The 15855-nt window shown below is 61.1% G+C and carries 16 protein-coding genes and 1 pseudogene; 5 read left to right on the forward strand and 12 right to left on the reverse strand.

The features are described 5' to 3' along the window. Positions 1-228: 228 nt before the first annotated feature. The 5 genes from NKH89_RS08265 to NKH89_RS08285 all read right to left on the reverse strand — a co-directional run bounded on the left by NKH89_RS08265 (position 229) and on the right by NKH89_RS08285 (position 5188). On the reverse strand, positions 229-1284 hold the full coding sequence (locus tag NKH89_RS08265; protein WP_352482438.1) for an ABC transporter ATP-binding protein: 1056 nt from the start codon (positions 1282-1284) through the stop codon (positions 229-231). Between the two features lie 26 nt (positions 1285-1310). Beyond that, positions 1311-2066 (reverse strand): RraA family protein, encoded by a 756-nt coding sequence (locus NKH89_RS08270; protein WP_352493805.1) that lies wholly within the window; start codon positions 2064-2066, stop codon positions 1311-1313. Positions 2067-2106: 40 nt separating this feature from the next. Then, a complete protein-coding gene (locus tag NKH89_RS08275) occupies positions 2107-2985 on the reverse strand; it encodes a carbohydrate ABC transporter permease (RefSeq protein ID WP_352908583.1) in 879 nt (292 codons plus the stop codon). Next, positions 2982-3758 (reverse strand): carbohydrate ABC transporter permease, encoded by a 777-nt coding sequence (locus tag NKH89_RS08280; RefSeq protein WP_352515894.1) that lies wholly within the window; start codon positions 3756-3758, stop codon positions 2982-2984. Before NKH89_RS08280 ends, NKH89_RS08275 begins: the two co-directional genes overlap by 4 nt. Positions 3759-3907: 149 nt before the next feature. Beyond that, positions 3908-5188 (reverse strand): ABC transporter substrate-binding protein, encoded by a 1281-nt coding sequence (locus tag NKH89_RS08285; protein WP_352908584.1) that lies wholly within the window; start codon positions 5186-5188, stop codon positions 3908-3910. A gap of 458 nt (positions 5189-5646) precedes the next feature. On the opposite strand from NKH89_RS08285, the gene NKH89_RS08290 reads away from it, so the two are divergent. Then, on the forward strand, positions 5647-6348 hold the full coding sequence (locus tag NKH89_RS08290; protein ID WP_352908585.1) for a FadR/GntR family transcriptional regulator: 702 nt from the start codon (positions 5647-5649) through the stop codon (positions 6346-6348). A gap of 72 nt (positions 6349-6420) precedes the next feature. Here NKH89_RS08290 and NKH89_RS08295 read toward each other — a convergent pair whose 3' ends face one another. Continuing rightward, positions 6421-7407: an aldo/keto reductase gene (locus NKH89_RS08295; protein WP_352908586.1), complete on the reverse strand. Its 987-nt coding sequence runs from the start codon at positions 7405-7407 to the stop codon at positions 6421-6423. A 267-nt stretch (positions 7408-7674) separates the two neighbouring features. On the opposite strand from NKH89_RS08295, the gene NKH89_RS08300 reads away from it, so the two are divergent. Beyond that, the gene (locus NKH89_RS08300) at positions 7675-8832 is read left to right on the forward strand and encodes a mandelate racemase/muconate lactonizing enzyme family protein (protein WP_352908587.1); all 1158 of its coding nucleotides are present in this window, start codon (positions 7675-7677) and stop codon (positions 8830-8832) included. Here NKH89_RS08300 and NKH89_RS08305 read toward each other — a convergent pair. Beyond that, positions 8814-8996: a hypothetical protein gene (locus NKH89_RS08305; protein WP_352908688.1), complete on the reverse strand. Its 183-nt coding sequence runs from the start codon at positions 8994-8996 to the stop codon at positions 8814-8816. The genes NKH89_RS08300 and NKH89_RS08305 overlap by 19 nt on opposite strands. Between NKH89_RS08305 and NKH89_RS08310 the strand changes: the two are divergent. Continuing rightward, positions 8916-9811: pseudogene (locus NKH89_RS08310) on the forward strand (NAD-dependent epimerase/dehydratase family protein). The gene NKH89_RS08305 and the pseudogene NKH89_RS08310 overlap by 81 nt on opposite strands. Positions 9812-10365: 554 nt before the next feature. Here the strand turns inward: NKH89_RS08310 and NKH89_RS08315 are convergent. The 3 genes from NKH89_RS08315 to NKH89_RS08325 all read right to left on the reverse strand — a co-directional run bounded on the left by NKH89_RS08315 (position 10366) and on the right by NKH89_RS08325 (position 12058). After that, on the reverse strand, positions 10366-10716 hold the full coding sequence (locus NKH89_RS08315) for a VanZ family protein (RefSeq protein ID WP_352908588.1): 351 nt from the start codon (positions 10714-10716) through the stop codon (positions 10366-10368). Between the two features lie 779 nt (positions 10717-11495). After that, the gene (locus NKH89_RS08320) at positions 11496-11762 is read right to left on the reverse strand and encodes a DUF6894 family protein (protein WP_352908589.1); all 267 of its coding nucleotides are present in this window, start codon (positions 11760-11762) and stop codon (positions 11496-11498) included. Between the two features lie 104 nt (positions 11763-11866). Beyond that, the gene (locus NKH89_RS08325; RefSeq protein WP_023719459.1) at positions 11867-12058 is read right to left on the reverse strand and encodes a DUF3606 domain-containing protein; all 192 of its coding nucleotides are present in this window, start codon (positions 12056-12058) and stop codon (positions 11867-11869) included. Between the two features lie 424 nt (positions 12059-12482). Between NKH89_RS08325 and NKH89_RS08330 the strand changes: the two genes are divergently transcribed. Continuing rightward, positions 12483-12782, forward strand: coding sequence for a DUF1236 domain-containing protein (locus NKH89_RS08330; RefSeq protein ID WP_352908590.1), 300 nt, complete (start codon positions 12483-12485; stop codon positions 12780-12782). A gap of 136 nt (positions 12783-12918) precedes the next feature. On the opposite strand, the gene NKH89_RS08335 is transcribed toward NKH89_RS08330, so the two are convergent. Then, entirely contained in the window at positions 12919-13485 is a 567-nt protein-coding gene (locus NKH89_RS08335; RefSeq protein WP_352908591.1) for a hypothetical protein, read from the reverse strand. A 61-nt stretch (positions 13486-13546) separates the two neighbouring features. Here NKH89_RS08335 and NKH89_RS08340 point away from each other — a divergent pair, with 61 nt between their 5' ends. After that, complete coding sequence (locus tag NKH89_RS08340) at positions 13547-13891, forward strand: hypothetical protein (protein ID WP_198030499.1); 345 nt, start codon at positions 13547-13549, stop codon at positions 13889-13891. A 68-nt stretch (positions 13892-13959) separates the two neighbouring features. Here the strand turns inward: NKH89_RS08340 and ggt are convergent, their stop codons facing one another. Continuing rightward, positions 13960-15690, reverse strand: a complete 1731-nt coding sequence (gene ggt, locus NKH89_RS08345) for a gamma-glutamyltransferase (RefSeq protein WP_352592362.1) — start codon at positions 15688-15690, stop codon at positions 13960-13962. Between the last annotated feature and the right edge of the window lie 165 nt (positions 15691-15855).

The raw sequence follows: 15855 nt of genomic DNA on the forward strand, positions 1-15855 counted from the left end.
GTCGCGACCTGTGTCAAGCACCGAAGCTTGTGCGCGTTAGAATTTCTCTTGTGAGAATAAACACTTGGGGGGGGAAAATGGGGCAAGCACACCGTCATCAGCTACGCCGCTGATCGGCGTGCTTTTCGGTGCCTACGCGTCGGAAACCTTTGACGCCTCACCGACCTCTTCGACAATGCCGGCCAAGGTCGATGCCGAGATTCGCCGGAAGCCCGTCAGCGCCAGCCCCTAAACAATCCTGATGCCGCTTCGAGCATCGAACAGATGCACCTTGGAGACCATGATCTCCAAGCCAATCTCCTGATCAGGTCTGAACGGGGGCTGATCCCGCACCTCGGCCATGAGGTCGACGCCACCTGCATTCAAGGTAAGTTCCTGGGCCTCGCCGGTCGGCTCGACCACCTGAACCTCCGCCCGAGCGTGGTTCCCGCCGATTGCAATGTGCTGCGGACGAATTCCGTATACCACCTCTTCCCTGTCCCCCATCCGGCCGTCCTCCGGTAAGGGTAAGCGGAGACCCTGCTCGGCGACGAATGCGCCGTTGTCGATCCGGCCCGGGATCAGGTTCATTTCCGGGGATCCGATAAAACCGGCGACGAACAGGTTGGCGGGTTGCTCATAGAGCTCTGAAGGTGTGCCGATCTGTTCGATGCGGCCCCGGTTCAGCACTACGATACGGTCGGCAAGGGTCATCGCTTCGGTCTGATCGTGAGTGACGTAGATGCTCGTTCGGCCCAGCCGCTGGTGAAGCTTCTTGATCTCGGCGCGCATCTTGACACGCAGCTTGGCATCGAGGTTGCTCAGCGGCTCGTCAAACAGGAAGGCGGCTGGATCGCGCACGATCGCCCGGCCCATGGCGACGCGCTGGCGCTGACCGCCGGACAGCTGGCGTGGCATGCGGCCAAGCAGATCCTGCAGGCCGAGGATTTCAGCGGCCGCTTTCACCCTCGCGACAATCTCTTCTCTGGGGACCTTCGCCAATCGAAGCGCAAAGCTCATATTGTCCGCGACACTCATGTGCGGATAAAGCGCGTAGCTCTGGAACACCATCGCAATGTCGCGCGATTTGGCCGGCATCTCGTCGACGACCCGCCCGCCGATGCGGATCTCGCCTGTCGTCTGTTCTTCCAAGCCGGCGATCATTCGCAGAAGGGTTGACTTGCCGCAGCCTGAGGGACCGACAAGGACGACAAACTCGCCGCTGGCGATCTCGATCGTCACATCGCGCAGAACTTCCACGGCGCCAAAGCTCTTGCCGAGCTGATCTATCTGGATTGCAGACACCTATTTTCCTCCCGTCCGGGCACTACTCATTTTCGTTGAGCATGCCGCCAGGCGCGGTATTCGGCCTCGCCTTCGGGGCTCAACGGGTAGTATTTCCGCAGGTCGCCTCCCTCGGCCAAGCGCGTGCGGGAAAATTCCTCCCACTCGATATGTTCGCCGGCGAGCTCAACCAGTTTTGGGGCAAGGGCTACCGGTACCACGACGACGCCATCATCGTCGGCGACGATGATGTCTCCCGGTATGACGAGTACGTTCGAGCAGGCAATGGGGACGTTAACGGCAAAGGGGACGATGTTGGTCTGGGCGTGGAAATTCGGCGTGACATCCCTCACCCAGATGCCGATGTCCAAGGCAGCCGCCTGGGCAGAATCTCGGATACACCCGTCGACAACCACGCCGGCCCCGCCACGCCCGGCGAAATAGGTCAACATCATCTCACCGAAGATACCGCTGCCAAGGTCGCCGCGCGCATCGACGACCACCATGTCGCCCGGCTGCGTGGGGTACAGGACGTGACGGTGAAGTTGGCGTTCGGGCTCCTCATACTCAGTCTCGTTGTAGAGATCCTCGCGCTTCGGCATGCACTGGAGGGTGAGAGCCGGCCCGGCCGCCGTGCGGCCGGGCGTTAGCGGCCGCGGCCCTCGGATGTGCGGATCGCGAATACCCATCTTGTGATAAAGCTCGCTGGCCAAGGTCGCTGAACCGATCGCTGCAAGTGCGTCGACCAGCTGCCTCGGTGGCCGAGAAATGTCCTTTATTGCCGCTGCCTGGCCTACTTCCACGTTTCATCCTCCCTTCGATCAAGTTTTTCATGATCTCAATTCAGCCGCGAACTGCACCGGTCGTGAGACCCTTGACCAACAGGCCTTGAGCAAACCAGACAAACGCCAAGGTCGGGATGACCATGAGGACGCCCGCCGCCGACATCGCTCCCCAGTCGATGCCGAACTGCGAGACGAAGTTGGTCAGCCCGACTGGCAGCGTCTGTGCGGCCTTGCTGGAAGTCAGCGTCAATGCGAGCAGCAGGTCATTCCAGGTGAAAAGGAAGGTGATGACCGCGCTGGCCCCGATGCCAGGCGCAACCAGCGGCGCCACGATCTGGACCAGGGTGCGCACCGTGCCGGCGCCGTCCGACTGGGCAGCCTCCTCGATCTCTTTGGGCACATCCTGGATGAAGCCCAGCAGCAGCCAGATGGCGACGGGCAGTTTAGCCGCCGTATGGCTCAGGATCAGCGCCCAAATGGTATCCAGCAGGCCGAGCGCGGCGAACACGGCGAAGAGCGGGATGGCGAGCGCGATGACCGGAATCATGCGCATGATCAAAAGCAGGCCAAAAATCAGCATGACGCCCGGCATCCTGAAGCGCGACAGGGCGTATGCGCAGGGTATGGCCAGCAGATGGACCAAGATGACCGTCGCGACCGAGACGATGACGGTGTTCCACACATAACCCATCGTGTCGTACTCGGTGAAGACGGAGACGTACTGCGTCATCGTCGCGGTCTCGGGGATGATGTGCACCGGGACGGAGAAGATGTCGGCTGAACTGCGGATCGAGGTCAGGAACAGCCATGCCAGCGGAAAGACGGTGAGGGCGATGGTCAGAACCAGCGCTAGATATTGGCCGGCGGCGCCTGCCGTGATCCGGCGGCGACGGCGCCGTGGCTTGGGACGCGCGCTGACGATCGCGGCTTCGGTCATATCGCTCTCCGTTTCGCAATCAGCCACGGCACCCCGTAGAGGAGGCCGAGCACGAACAGCGACATTCCCAGCGCGATGTAGGAAACCGCCGCCGCGTGTCCGAAATCCACCGCCTGAAACGCCAGCAGATAGGAATAGACGGTGAGTAGGTTTGTGGCGCCTCCCGGCCCGCCCTGCGTCATCAGCCATACGACGTCGAAGGTCCGGAACGTGTCGATGATGCGAAGCATCAGCGCTATCATGATGACCGGACGCATCAGTGGCAGCACGATGTGCCAGAAGCGCTGCCATGGCGTGGCGCCGTCCACCGTGGCGGCCTCGAGCGGCTCCTGCGGCAAGGATTGCAGACCGGCAAGAAATAGCAGCACCATCAGCGGCGTATTCTGCCAGACATCGGCGACAATCACCGAGACAAGAGCCCAGGTCGGATGATTGAGCCAGGGGATGTCGGGCAGGTTGAACATGCGCAGCAGCGCGTCCACGAGCCCGTACTGGGTGTTGAAAAGCCAACGGAAATTCAGCCCCACGACGGCGGGCGCGATCATCGGCGGCACCAGCAGCAAGGTGCGCGCGAGCCGCATTCCCCGCAATTTGCCGTTGACGAGCACAGCGATCGCCATTCCAGCCACCACTTCCACCGTGATGGAAACGACGCTGAAGATGATCTGATTTCGCAGAGCCTGATTGAACTGGCGGCCGAAGAGTTCGTCGGTGTAATTCCCAGTTCCGGCGAATGGCGCTGAGCCGCTCAGATCCCAGCGAAAGAAACTCATTATGAAAGAATATCCGAGCGGATAGATAAGGATGGCGAGCATGACGAGGAGCGCGGGGCTGGCCAGGAGGTACCCCCTCTGCCAGGTGTAGGGCAGCGGCGAACGTCGCCGACGCCCCGGGACCTGGTGCTGCGCGACGGGCGGCATCCTCAGTCGTATGCTCCGGCCCGACGCATGATCTCCTCCGCCTCAGTCGCCGCCTGGTTGAGCGAGTCGCTCGGCGAGACCTGGTCGGTCAGGGCCTGTTCGATAGCCGAAAACATCAAGGTGCAGACTTTCGAGAATCCAGCCAGCTTCGGCCATTCCTTGCCGTTCGCTATCGTCGTCTCGAGTTGCTGCAGCCACACGGCCTGGGGACCTTTTGCCGCTGCAATCACTTCCTTGGCGATCGCCTGACTGCTGGGGAAGTTGGTGAACTGATCGAACTGCAGCCGCTGCGCCTCCGGACCGACCGTATATCTGATGAATTCGACGGCAGGTTCCTTGCGTCCTGATTGTCCATTGAGAGCCATGGCATGGGAGATGGCGCACGAAATCGCTGCCTTGTCCCTGATGTAGGGTGCAGTCGACCACTTGCTGACGACCCGCGAAGTTTCCGGATTGGATAAGGTTGCGAAGGCACCTGGCCAGTCGAAATTGGCGTAGACCGTACCGGACGAGAATTCGGTCGAATTTTCATTCCACTGGTAGCCGACCGCGTCCGGCGGCACGATTTTGTGCTTCTGGATGAGGTCGCGGTAGAACGTGAGGGCTTTGATGCCGGCTTCGGAATTGAAAGCCGGCTTGTTGGCCTGATCGACCCAGTCCCCGCCGGCTTGCCACAGGAGATCGCTGAAGGTGCGCTGCGCGGGGTCACCCTGCCCCGGCACGACCAGCCCATAGTGGCCATTGCCGGTAAGTTTCAGGCCGACGTCCACCAGATCATCCCAGGTTTCGGCCGGCTTCAGGCCTTTCTCCTGGTAGATGTCGCTGCGGTAGTACTGCACACGCGCATCCATATTGCGCGGGATGGCGGCAAGAGTGCCGGTCTTGGGATCGCGTAGGTATTTGACCGCAACCGGATAGAAGTCAGCCAGTTCGGAGTCGCTGAAATAGCTGTTCAGCGGCGCAAAATGGTTGAAATAGGAATCGATCTGGGCGGTGTGCGTGCTGTAGACGTCGTACTGGCTCGATTTCGCGGCACTGAGTGTGACGACTTTCGATGTCAGCGGGGTGAATTCCAGCAGATCGTAGCGAACCTTGATGCCAGTCTTGGCGGTGAAATCCTGAACGATTTTCTCCCAGTATTTGGGATAGAGCGGGCCGCCGGTGATCAGCAGCGCGGTGATCTCGTTCGCCTCTGCTCTAGCGATCCACGGCGTAGCAAGCGAGCCGGCCGTCACCGCGGCACTCGCGGCCAGGAATTTGCGTCTCGATAGGTTTCCGGACATCACAATTTCCTCCTTGTTTGTAATTGGTCGGCCCCTTTTTTGGGGTCGAGCGACGACGGCCAGGTTTTCCCTTGAGCCGCAGTGTGGCTTTGCTCCTCACGCCGCGACACAGCCCGGATCACGCCCTGCCCTGCCGAGGCCGATGGCCTCAGAGACTTTCGGCGGTAGCCTTTGCTTTCATCCTGCCTTCCTTCCGGCGGGCTCTGCGACCCGCAAACCACGCAATCGGTGCGTCGCGAGCCGTCGAGACGGCCGGACACAATGCGATGAGCGCGGTCAGCCGACGCGCAATGGTCCTGATCTCGAACGTCTTGGGCTGGGATATTGAAGTTGAGAGTCCAACGTCCCTTCCCGCGGGCGGAGTTATGGGTTAGTGAGCATTCATGAGATAAGTTGACTGCATATCCAACCATCAGCCTATAAGCTTATCAGACAAGTGGATGTTAATGGTCGATTCCATGGAGGTCAAGCTTCAAACTTTGCCCAAGCAGGTGGCGGGCGTGCTCGCGCGTCGCATCGCCACCGGCGGCGTCGCCGGCAGCCAGGGGCCGTCGGAACAGCAGATCCTTCAGGAGTTCGGGGTTTCGCGCGCGGTCGCGCGGGAAGCGCTCAAGATCCTAGCTTCTCTCGACATGATCGAGATCGCACAGGGACGACGCGTGGTGCTGCGTCCTGCCGAAGAATGGGATTATCTCAGTCCATTGCTGATCGACTGGCTGCCGCCCGAACAGGTCCGCGAACTCCTGGCGGAAGCGCACGCGACGCGAATAATCATCGAACCCGCCATCGCCGCCATCGCGGCCAAACACATGACCAAGGAAAACCTCGAACGTCTCGGCACCCTGCTCGCGGCGATGTCCGCCAGCGAGGATAATCCGGACGCCTACCTGAAGCTTGACCTGGATTTCCATATGGAAATTTGCCGCGCTTCCCGGAACAGAATCCTTGACCGCTTCATGTATTCGTCACGGTGGTGGCAAGCGGCGAGCAGACGCATCAGCAACCAGATGCCGCATGCTCTTCCTTCCGCCACGGAAATGCACAGAGCGATCTACGAGGCGCTGGTCGCACGCGACGCGAAACGCGCCGAAGAGGCGATGCGCCGCCACCTGAAGGCAACCACTGCCGTCGCCATGCCCGACAAGGAAATGGCGAGCTAAGCAACGTTCTACAGGCGCGGCCAGCTGTCGTGGCTGACCGCGCCGCCTGCGTGTCGGGAGGACACGACCGAACTAAGCTCTTCTGGCTTCCTGTTCCTGACGCTGCCTTGCGCGATGTCCGAACATGTCGCCTTTGTCCTTGATTTCCGCCCAGATGGGGGCGGTGAGTTTGTCGATGGCCGCGACGTCCACGTCGGAAATCTTCCAACCGACACTCTCGACGTTTTCCTCAAGCTCCCTGACCGTCCGCGCGCCCACAAGGGGCGAACTCACACCCGGCCTGCTGGTGAGCCATTGGATCGCAAGCTGCGGCAGCGTCTTGCCGTATTTGGCCGCTATCGGCTTGAGGGCATCGACGGCTCCGACGGCGCGCTCGTAGGTGCCCGGTTGGAACAGCACGGTGGTGCGCCGCTCGTCTCCCTCGACGAATTTGGTATCCGGCGAGAGCAAGCCCGTGAGCAGCCCTTGGGCCAGACCGCTGTAAGGCATGACGCCGATATTGTGCTTGCGGCAATAGGGAAGAGTTTGCCCCTCAACCTCGCGCCACAGCATGTTGTAAGGAGGCTGGAGCACGTCGATGACGCCATGCTGGCGGGCGCTGTCCATATCAGCTGTGCTGAAATTCGAGACGCCAACCGCTTTGATCCGCCCTGACGACCGAAGCCTCTCCATCATCGTCATGGTAGGGCCGATGGGAAAATCCGAATTCGGCCAGTGGACAAAATAGACGTCGACATAGTCCGTCTGCATCCGCTTCAGCGAGCCATCAAGCGCCGCCTCTATCGCTGCAGGTTCGAGATGGTTGGGCGCAACCTTGGTCGCGATGATCGCCTTGTCCCGGCGGCCGGCCAGCGCCTTGCCGACGACCTCCTCGGCATGGCCATGTCCATAGGCTTCGGCTGTGTCGATCAGCGTAATGCCAAGCTCCAGGGCGCGGCGAATCACCCGGATCGATTCCTCGTCATCGGCCGCGCCCCAAAACGCGCCGGACATACCCCAAGTCCCCAGGCCGATCTCCGACACCTTGACCGGCGACGATCCTAGCTGTCGCTGTTGCATCCTGTTCCTCCGGTTTGCGGCATGCATGGCTGTGCTTGTCGCCTTGCTGCCACTCATTTATACGCTTATATGCTCGTCTAACAAGTAGGTTTTAGCTTGGCTGAATTCCCGGCGATCTACGGTTCCAGTGCTTTCAAAGTGCATTTCTGCGTAATCGCTCAAAGGGGGTTTACGCCACATCTTCTCATCTTATATGCTCATCGGACAAGTTCAATTCGCCCGTACGGTGCGTTTGAAGCGCGGCGCCATCATTGGAGGATGGGTTCGATGAAGATCGTGGACATCAAGACGGCGGTCGTCGCCTATCATGGCAAGGCGACTCTGATCCGTATCGACACGGACGCCGGCATCTCCGGTTACGGCGAGGCGAACCCCGATGCGGGCGCGGCCGCGATCGTCGGGCTAATTTCGGAGCTCAAGTCGGAGCTCATCGGTCAGGATCCACGCAACGTCGAATATTGCTGGGACAAGATCCGCCGCGACCATGTGTTCTCCGGCGCCCAGGCCGGCGTCTTTCTCATTGCCCTGACCGGGCTTGAGATGGCGCTGTGGGATGTAGCGGCGAAGGCTGCTGGCCAGCCGCTCTATCGCATGTTCGGCGGCAAGTTCCGCGACCGGATCAGGCTCTATGCCGATTGCGGCGACGGCGATGAAGAAACCGGTTCGCCGGAAGGATGCGCGGCGCGCGCGCGCCGCATGGTGGACGAGGGCTTTACGGCGCTAAAATTCGACATCGACAATTTGCGCCATCCGGCAAAGTTCGACGCGGCAAACCACACCATCAACGGCGCGGAGCTGCGCTTCATGGTGGAACGCGTGGCCGCGGTGCGCCAGGCGATCGGCCCTGACATCGATCTCTGTATCGACCTGCACGCGCGCTACGACGTGCTCAGCGCCAGCCGCATTGCAGGGGAGATGGAGCGGTTCAACCTTCTGTGGCTGGAAGAACCTATTCCGGCAGAAAATGTTGAGGCACTGAAGCAGATCCGCATGCGGACCAAGACCCCGATCTGTGTCGGCGAGAATCTCTACCTGCGCTGGGGTTTTCGTGAGTTGTTCCAGAATTATGGCGCCGACGTCATCATGCCCGACGTGCCGAAATGCGGCGGCCTCGCGGAAAGCCGCAAGATCGCGAATCTCGCCGAGATGTATTATGTGCCGTTCGCGCCGCATCTCGTGTCGACGCCGCTCGGCACAATGGCGACGTGCCATGTCTGCGCGAGCGTTCCGAACTTCCTGGTGCTGGAGTGGCATGCCCTGGAAGAACGGGAAGTGTGGGACAGTTATGTGCGCCTGCCAGACGGCGCCAGGTCGATCGTTGAAGACGGCCACATCGTGGTGCCCGACGTGCCCGGCATCGGCGTCGATCTCGACATGGATGGCGTCCACAAATACGCCGTGCCCGGCTACGGCATCTTTGAATAGCGCGCGACTGAATAGCTCTTGACCGGGCGGAAATGCCTTTTGGCCAGATTTCCGCTCGCCGATAGAAGTCCGTTGGAGGAATCATGGGCAAGCGGATCATTTTCACCGGTGGCAGCGGCAAGATCGGCCGTCACGTCATACCTTACCTGCTCAAGCGTGGGCATCAGGTCCTGAACCTCGACCTGACGCACTTGATGTGCCAGGCGTCGACACCATCATCACCAACCTTGCCGATGCCGGCGAGACCTACAATGCACTGACGCTGCATTTCGGTTTCGGCGAATATTTTGGCGGGAAAGGCCGTGGCCCAGTCGACGCCATGGTCCATTTCGCGGCCATCCCGAGAATATTCCTGCGACCGGACAACGCCATGTTCGCCGCCAATGTGCTGTCGACCTACAATGTAATCGAGGCCGCCACCAAGCTCGGCATCCGCAAGATCATCACCGCGTCCAGCGAGACGGTCTATGGCGTGTGTTTTGCCGAAGGCGAACGCGATTTCACATCGTTTCCGGTGGAAGAGGACTACGATACCGATCCGACCGACAGCTACGGTCTTTCCAAGGTCTTGGGCGAGAAGATCGCACGCTCCTTCGCTTCCCGCACCGGATACGACATTTACGCGCTCCGAATAGGTGGCGTTGTCGAGCCGCAAGACTATGCCCGCTTTCCGGAGTTTTTGGCGGACGCTTCAAAACGGCGGCGCGATGGCTGGACCTATATGGACGCGCGCGATCTGGGCCAGATCGTGCATCTTTGCATCGAGAAGGACGGTTTGGGGTTCCAGATATTCAATGCCGTCAACGACAATATCGTTGCCGATGCGCCAACGGCAGAGTTTCTCAAGAAGCATGCACCAGGCACGCCGATTACACGCTCGATAGAGCAATTTGAGGGGCCAATCTCAAATCGCAAGCTGCGTGAGCTTCTAGGGTTCCAGCAAGAGCATGATTGGCGAGCTCAGCCTCGGGATTCATGATCGGGGCCGGCCCGGCTCCTACCACTGAGCAAGCTTCGATTGGCGCCCGGTCCGTGACGGCCCATGCCGAGATCTCCCCGCTTGGCCGTCGGCGAATCTTCGGCAGCGTTTACGGCTGCTCGGTCGGCCGGATGACGATCTCGTGCCGAGCGGATTGTCGATGATCTGCAAGTATTATCTGGCGTGAAACCATGGGGCCAGCGAAGGCTTGGCGACTTCCGGCAAAAAGGCCCGCCGCTCCATTTGCGAAGCGGCGAGGCCCCATATTCGGGGACGATCGCCGGAGTGTTCCCCGGCATTGCTTACAGCGCAATTCAGGTGCCAGAATTATTGACCCAAAACGGGTCACCGCATCGGAGGCGAGAAGGCGGACCTTCCGCGATCACGCTACTGCCGCGCTTTGCCATCGCTGCTACATTACTTTGCGGCGGACCTGATTTTTCCGCCTGGCCGGCGTCCGTCAGGCAACTTACCCCAACGCGCCCCCCAAGTGACGCCGGCCATTTTCCCCATATTGCAGCACGGGCGCGCCGATTCCGTTATGCGCTTTCGAGCTATGGCAATCCGCCGGCGAGCCGCTTTGTCCAGCCTGCAATTGTCAGCCCGAAGGCCATTCCGGCGCAGTCTGCCACCCAGTCGAATAGATCCGGGTGGCGCCCTATCAGCTGCACGGCCTGAAGGCCCTCGATCGCCGCGCCCGTGAGCACGAGGAGGACGATCAGCTTCGCCTTGTGTTCCGGCCAGCCGAGACTTCCGAGAGCCGCCAGCACGACGAAGGCGGCGGCGTGATTGAGCTTGTCGTGACCAAACGTGAAAGCCAGGCCAAGACCCTGCAGGAGCTGCTCCGGCAAAAGGGCGAACAGCAGAACGCCGGCAAACGCGGAGGGAAAAGCAATCCTTGCCACGATCTGATAAGAATCCAGGCGCAACAAGGGTGAAATGGCCTTTCGTCCGAAATCGGCAGGGAACACCGCTGGCCGCTGAATCGAGAGCGAGCGCGGCGTCCAATTTCCGCCGTCCGGGCGTCCGGTGCATCGTCAGAATGAATGAATGCTTCGGGTCAGCCGCTGCACAGGCCGGGCTCGTGCGAGTGGTCTGCAATGGTGTGGCTTCCGCGATCACGCAATTACCCGCCGCGCCAACGCAGCTACTATCTGGCTGCGGCGGACCTGATTTCCGCTTGGCCGGCGCTGCCGCCTCACGAAGCAGCGCCGGCCATCTCTCCCAGCTAATGCGCGTCGCGTTCGACCGGCCTCATGCGAGGCGCTTAAGGTTCTTGTCTTGATGCATGTCGTTAACGCAAAACCGCTTCACACTTTTGCGCGACATGCATTGGATTTCCACCGGTTGCGCGATGACCCGGCCCGCATCAAAAAGCCCGCCGCCCTGTCGGACGACGGGCTCCGTTGCCTGGGCGCCAGGGCGCCGCGGTAGCGACTTCTGCTACTTATGCTCCCGCAGGTTTCCAATATGCTGCCGCCGCATGGCGTTGCGCATCGGCTAAACAAACGAAGCCCGCGCCTCTGGCGGAGGGCGCGGGCCGACCGGGTTGCACCCCGATCTGCAGCAGAAACCCGGGAGGTTCCCGCTGCTTAAGATAACAATTAGAGACTTCTAATGTTCCCTTGGGGAAGATGCCGGCTGCACCAGAAATCTCATGGTCGGCACGATAACGATCGGGCCGTCAACTCATGCGCATGTTGATCTGGAAAATCCGTTCGTCGAAATGCTGCGTTTCGACGGCAAAAGTCAAAGCCACTTCAAGCACCAGACCGTCATGGTCGTTCCGGACCTTGACTGTGATCCTACGGTGAGGAAGGCCATCCCTGGCCATCTCGCCCAATGTGCGAAGGGCTTCTTTCCTGACCAGCGGGAAATCGTCACATAACGTTCCCTGATCGTCGGAATAGACGATTCCGTCTTCATCGGAATCGAAGAAATAAAGGGGCATTGGCTTGGCCGAAGCAGCGGCATCCGGGCACGTTGTCGATAGCTGACCGGAATTCTCGGCAGATCGTGATCAGTGCCTTTCCAACCGCCGGCTCCGCCGCCGTCTCACTTGCGCTCGCGCAATGCTTTCACCGCTTGCGAGAGGATCATCCGGTCGCCACCGGTCCTTTTGATCAGCTTGCTCACCTGGCTGGGCGAGACACCATTTTCCCGCGCGAAATATTCGACTTCATAATACTCATCCGCCGACACGCGGTTGCGGTCGCTGAAGTCTCGCTTGCTCTTGTCATCGGCCATTTCTCTTCTCCTCGTCTCTTCTCCTCGCCTCAGGGTCAACTTTGGTCAGAAGCACGCTGCAATTGGGGGTTCGCCCGCCACAAAAGTGACGCGCGAACCCCATCGGCGCAGGAAGGGACAGGGCTGCGCAGATGCCGGGTTCGATCGGAATGGAAACAGCCAAGATCGGTGCGAGCAACCGTCGACATTTTCCAAAGAATCCTCCCGGAACGTGCAGCCAGCAACGAGTTTGAGCGGCGGCGGTTCCGGGCTTCGCGACAAACCTACCCTTTGCCCGCGAGGATCAGACTTAGGTCCTGCGGCAACACGTCGATTGGTCCCCGCCGGGTGGGACCGAAGCCCCGTCGACGGAACGTTTTCAGCTGGCTTCCGTTCGAATGAGCCTTGGCGCGAAGAGCGGACCGAGTTCGCAAAGGAGACGACCATGAGAATGCATCTTTCCACCGCGGCGGCGGGACTTTTGCTGCTGGCAGGTGTCGGCGCCGCTGCGGCGCAAGACGTTGTCATCGAACCGCAGCAGGAAACCGTCATCAGGGAGTATGTGAAAAAGCAGCCGCTGGCCTCGGTGAAAATCCCTGGGGTGGAGCTCAACATCGGCTCGACGCTCCCCGACACCGTCGAGCTTCATGAGGTCCCGAACGTCAAATATCGTTATGTCGTCATTGACAACCGCACCGTTGTCGTCGACCCAGGCACGCGCAAGATCATCAAGGTCATCGAGTGACGTGAAAACTCGGGCAGCCGTCACCCGTCGCTCGGAAATGAGCGGCGGGTGACGTTTGCGTCAGGCGGTTCCTCGGCGTTGTCGCTCAGCTGGAACCCGCTTTACCGTCGAGGGCCGGGGGGCCTCACAGGCAGTTTCAATGCGAACAATCAGCAGACTTTTCGATTCCCATGACCAGGCGGCGCGTGCCGTCGAAACGCTTCAGGCAGCAGGAATTGCTCGCCAGAAGATCAGCGTCATCGGACCCTACGATGATGAAATCGGCGCCGTCTTGCGCGATCCAGGTACGGGTACCGTCCTTGGTGCGGCAGCCGGTTTGTTGGCCGGCCTCGGCGCCTTTGATATGCCCGGCATCGATCCCCTCGGCGCGGGATGGCTGGCATCGGCCCTCGTCGGTGCAGTCTTGGGCGGCGTTGCCGGCAGACTTTTCGCGACATTGTCCCGTATCGGCAAGCAGCCGGGCCAGCCGGATGCCGCACAAGGTGTGATCCTGGTGCTGGCGCATGTCGATGAAAGACAGGCCGACACCGCACAGGCGGTGCTTGGAGCTTCCGTTCAGGCGACGCAGTCTTTGGCCAGGGCGGCTTGAAGATTCAACTCGGGCAAAACGCTTGACCCGACCGAGCAGCGGGGCGATCAAAGCACGAACCCAAAAATCTCTGGCAAGCCGCCGCCAGAAAGTGTTGAACACCGTGCCGATCACATTCGGCGAGCGGTTGCGCTCGGCGAGGCTTGATGATTTGCTGTCGGTTTGCGGAGAACGAATGATGCATGAGCCTGTCGGTCAAGACGAATATGGGTCGACCAGCCCGTTCGATCCGGACGATCTGTCGAGGTTGAACGCGATCGGCCCGAGCGCCGGCAGCAACGATTTCGAAAAATACGCGGTAGCCGTGATCATCGTATTCGGCGCCCTGATCATCGGCGGCCTGATGGCCGCCGGCTTGAGCTTCGGGCGCCGCAGCACCTTCTTTTTCGCGCTTGGCGGCGCCACCGCGGCATGGATATCCGGCAACGCGCTCCTGCTCGATCGGCCGCGCATCTACGCCCTGTTCGTCGGCGTCGCGGCGTTGATGCTGATTGCGTCGACCATCGCGCTGGTCACCTGAAGCAAGGCGAATCTTCCTATTGACCGTGACCTTATCCGAAAACCGGTTCCGCCTTTTGAGACCATGGTCTAATACCCGATAGCCTCACCGGATGCGGCGCGGCTGTCGATGGCGCCGTTGTAGCGGGCGCCGCCGCCCTTCTCGATTTCCGCCAGGCTCTTGCCGCCGACCAGGATGCCGGCCGCCTGGCCCCAATTCGCCTCGGCGAGATCGAGATGGTAGCCCATGCCGGTAAGCAGCTTTTCGGTATCCGGCGACAGGCCGAAGGGTTCGATATAGACCGTGTCGGGTAACCATTGGTGGTGGGTGCGCGGCGCGTCGATCGCTTCCTGGATGTTCATGCCGTGATCGATGACGTTGACGATCGCCTCCAGCGTGATGGTGATGATGCGTGAACCGCCAGGGCTGCCGATGACCATGAACGGCTTGCCGTCTTTGGCGAGGATGGTCGGGCTCATCGACGACAGCGGCGTCTTTTTCGGCGCGATCGCATTCGCCTCGCCCTGGACGAGGCCGTAGAGATTGGGCACGCCGGGTTTCTGGGTGAAGTCGTCCATCTCGTTGTTGAGCAGGATGCCCGTGCCGTCGGCGACGACGCCGGCGCCGAAAGAGCCGTTCAGCGTGTAGGTTACCGCGACGGCGTTGCCGTCATTGTCGATGATCGAATAATGCGTCGTCTCGTTGCTCTCGCCAAAGCCCTTCGGCATCAATTCCTGCGACACGCCGGCCCGGAACGGATCGATCTTTTCGCGGATTTCCCTGGCGTAATTCTTGTCGAGCAGTTTTGCGACCGGATTGTCGACGAAGCCGGGATCGCCGAGCGCCGAATTCCGGTCGACATAGGCGTGGCGCATCGCCTCGACCATGACGTGAACCGTCTCGGCCGAACCAGAGCCGAGATAGGACAGCGGATAGAACTCAAGCACGTTGAGGATCTCGCAGATGATGACGCCGCCGGAGCTCGGCGGCGGCGAGGACGTGATCTCGTAGCCGCGATAATTGCAGGTCGCCGGCTTGAGCTCGCGCACCGCGTAGTTTTCGAAATCCGCCTTGGCCAGAATGCCGCCCTTCTCGCCGCTCGCCTTGACGATGGCGTCCGCGATCGCGCCTTTGTAGAAGGCATCCGCACCGCGTTCGGAAATGGCGGCAAGCGAAGCCGCGAGATCGGGCTGAACGAGGCGCTCGCCGACGGCGTAAGGCTTGCCGTCCGGCTTGAGGAAAACGGCCGCCGCCGCCGGGTCCCTCGCCAACCGCTCCGCGCCGCCCTGGAGCGAGGCCGCATCGCCCTGCTCCAGTACGAAGCCTTCCCTGGCAAAGCGGATGGCCGGCGCCAGCAAGTCCTGCCGCGTCAGCGTGCCGTATTTCTCCCGCGCCATCTCGAAGCCGGCGACCGAACCCGGCACGCCGACGGCCAGATAGCCGTCGAGACTGGCGCCCTTTACCGGCTTGCCGTCCTTGTCGAGATACATGGTTTTGGTTGCGGCGAGCGGCGCGCGCTCGCGGAAATCGAGGAAGGTCGAGCGGCCGTCCTTGAAGCGGATGGTCATGAAGCCGCCACCGCCGATATTGCCGGCGGTCGGATAGACCACGGCCAGCGCATAGCCGACGGCGACCGCGGCATCGACGGCATTGCCGCCCTTCTTCAGCACCTCGACGCCGACTTCAGACGCAAGATGCTGGGCGGTCACCACCATGCCGTGCTCGCCCTTCGCCGGCTGCGGCGAAGCGGCGAAGGCGAGGAACGGCACGAAGGTCAGGGTGAGGGAAAGGCTGACGGCGATTAGGGTTCGGCGGTGCATGGCCGTTCTCCGTGGCTTGGGGTGAGCCTAGGAAACGCGCTTGGAGCGGTTGAGTCTACTGACAATAATGGGATCGGCGAGGCTTGCACCTTCTATCAACACCTGAGGTTCCTCGCCGCGAAGCGGCCGGAGAGGGGGCCTTCGTAGAGCGCGGCTCCCCCTCTC

This window comes from Mesorhizobium sp. M0923, assembly GCF_040319365.1.
Taxonomy (GTDB): Bacteria; Pseudomonadota; Alphaproteobacteria; order Rhizobiales; family Rhizobiaceae; genus Mesorhizobium.

What these genes read in the sequence shown, in the direction of transcription:
- NKH89_RS08285 (WP_352908584.1), bottom strand. Translation starts at nt 5,188, where the DNA reads ATGTCCGGAAACCTATCGAGACGCAAATTCCTGGCCGCGAGTGCCGCG.
- NKH89_RS08340 (WP_198030499.1), top strand. Translation starts at nt 13,547, where the DNA reads ATGATGCATGAGCCTGTCGGTCAAGACGAATATGGGTCGACCAGCCCG.
- NKH89_RS08325 (WP_023719459.1), bottom strand. Translation starts at nt 12,058, where the DNA reads ATGGCCGATGACAAGAGCAAGCGAGACTTCAGCGACCGCAACCGCGTG.
- NKH89_RS08295 (WP_352908586.1), bottom strand. Translation starts at nt 7,407, where the DNA reads ATGCAACAGCGACAGCTAGGATCGTCGCCGGTCAAGGTGTCGGAGATC.
- NKH89_RS08300 (WP_352908587.1), top strand. Translation starts at nt 7,675, where the DNA reads ATGAAGATCGTGGACATCAAGACGGCGGTCGTCGCCTATCATGGCAAG.
- NKH89_RS08290 (WP_352908585.1), top strand. Translation starts at nt 5,647, where the DNA reads ATGGAGGTCAAGCTTCAAACTTTGCCCAAGCAGGTGGCGGGCGTGCTC.
- ggt (WP_352592362.1), bottom strand. Translation starts at nt 15,690, where the DNA reads ATGCACCGCCGAACCCTAATCGCCGTCAGCCTTTCCCTCACCCTGACC.
- NKH89_RS08320 (WP_352908589.1), bottom strand. Translation starts at nt 11,762, where the DNA reads ATGCCCCTTTATTTCTTCGATTCCGATGAAGACGGAATCGTCTATTCC.
- NKH89_RS08280 (WP_352515894.1), bottom strand. Translation starts at nt 3,758, where the DNA reads ATGAGTTTCTTTCGCTGGGATCTGAGCGGCTCAGCGCCATTCGCCGGA.
- NKH89_RS08330 (WP_352908590.1), top strand. Translation starts at nt 12,483, where the DNA reads ATGAGAATGCATCTTTCCACCGCGGCGGCGGGACTTTTGCTGCTGGCA.
- NKH89_RS08305 (WP_352908688.1), bottom strand. Translation starts at nt 8,996, where the DNA reads ATGCCCACGCTTGAGCAGGTAAGGTATGACGTGACGGCCGATCTTGCC.
- NKH89_RS08275 (WP_352908583.1), bottom strand. Translation starts at nt 2,985, where the DNA reads ATGACCGAAGCCGCGATCGTCAGCGCGCGTCCCAAGCCACGGCGCCGT.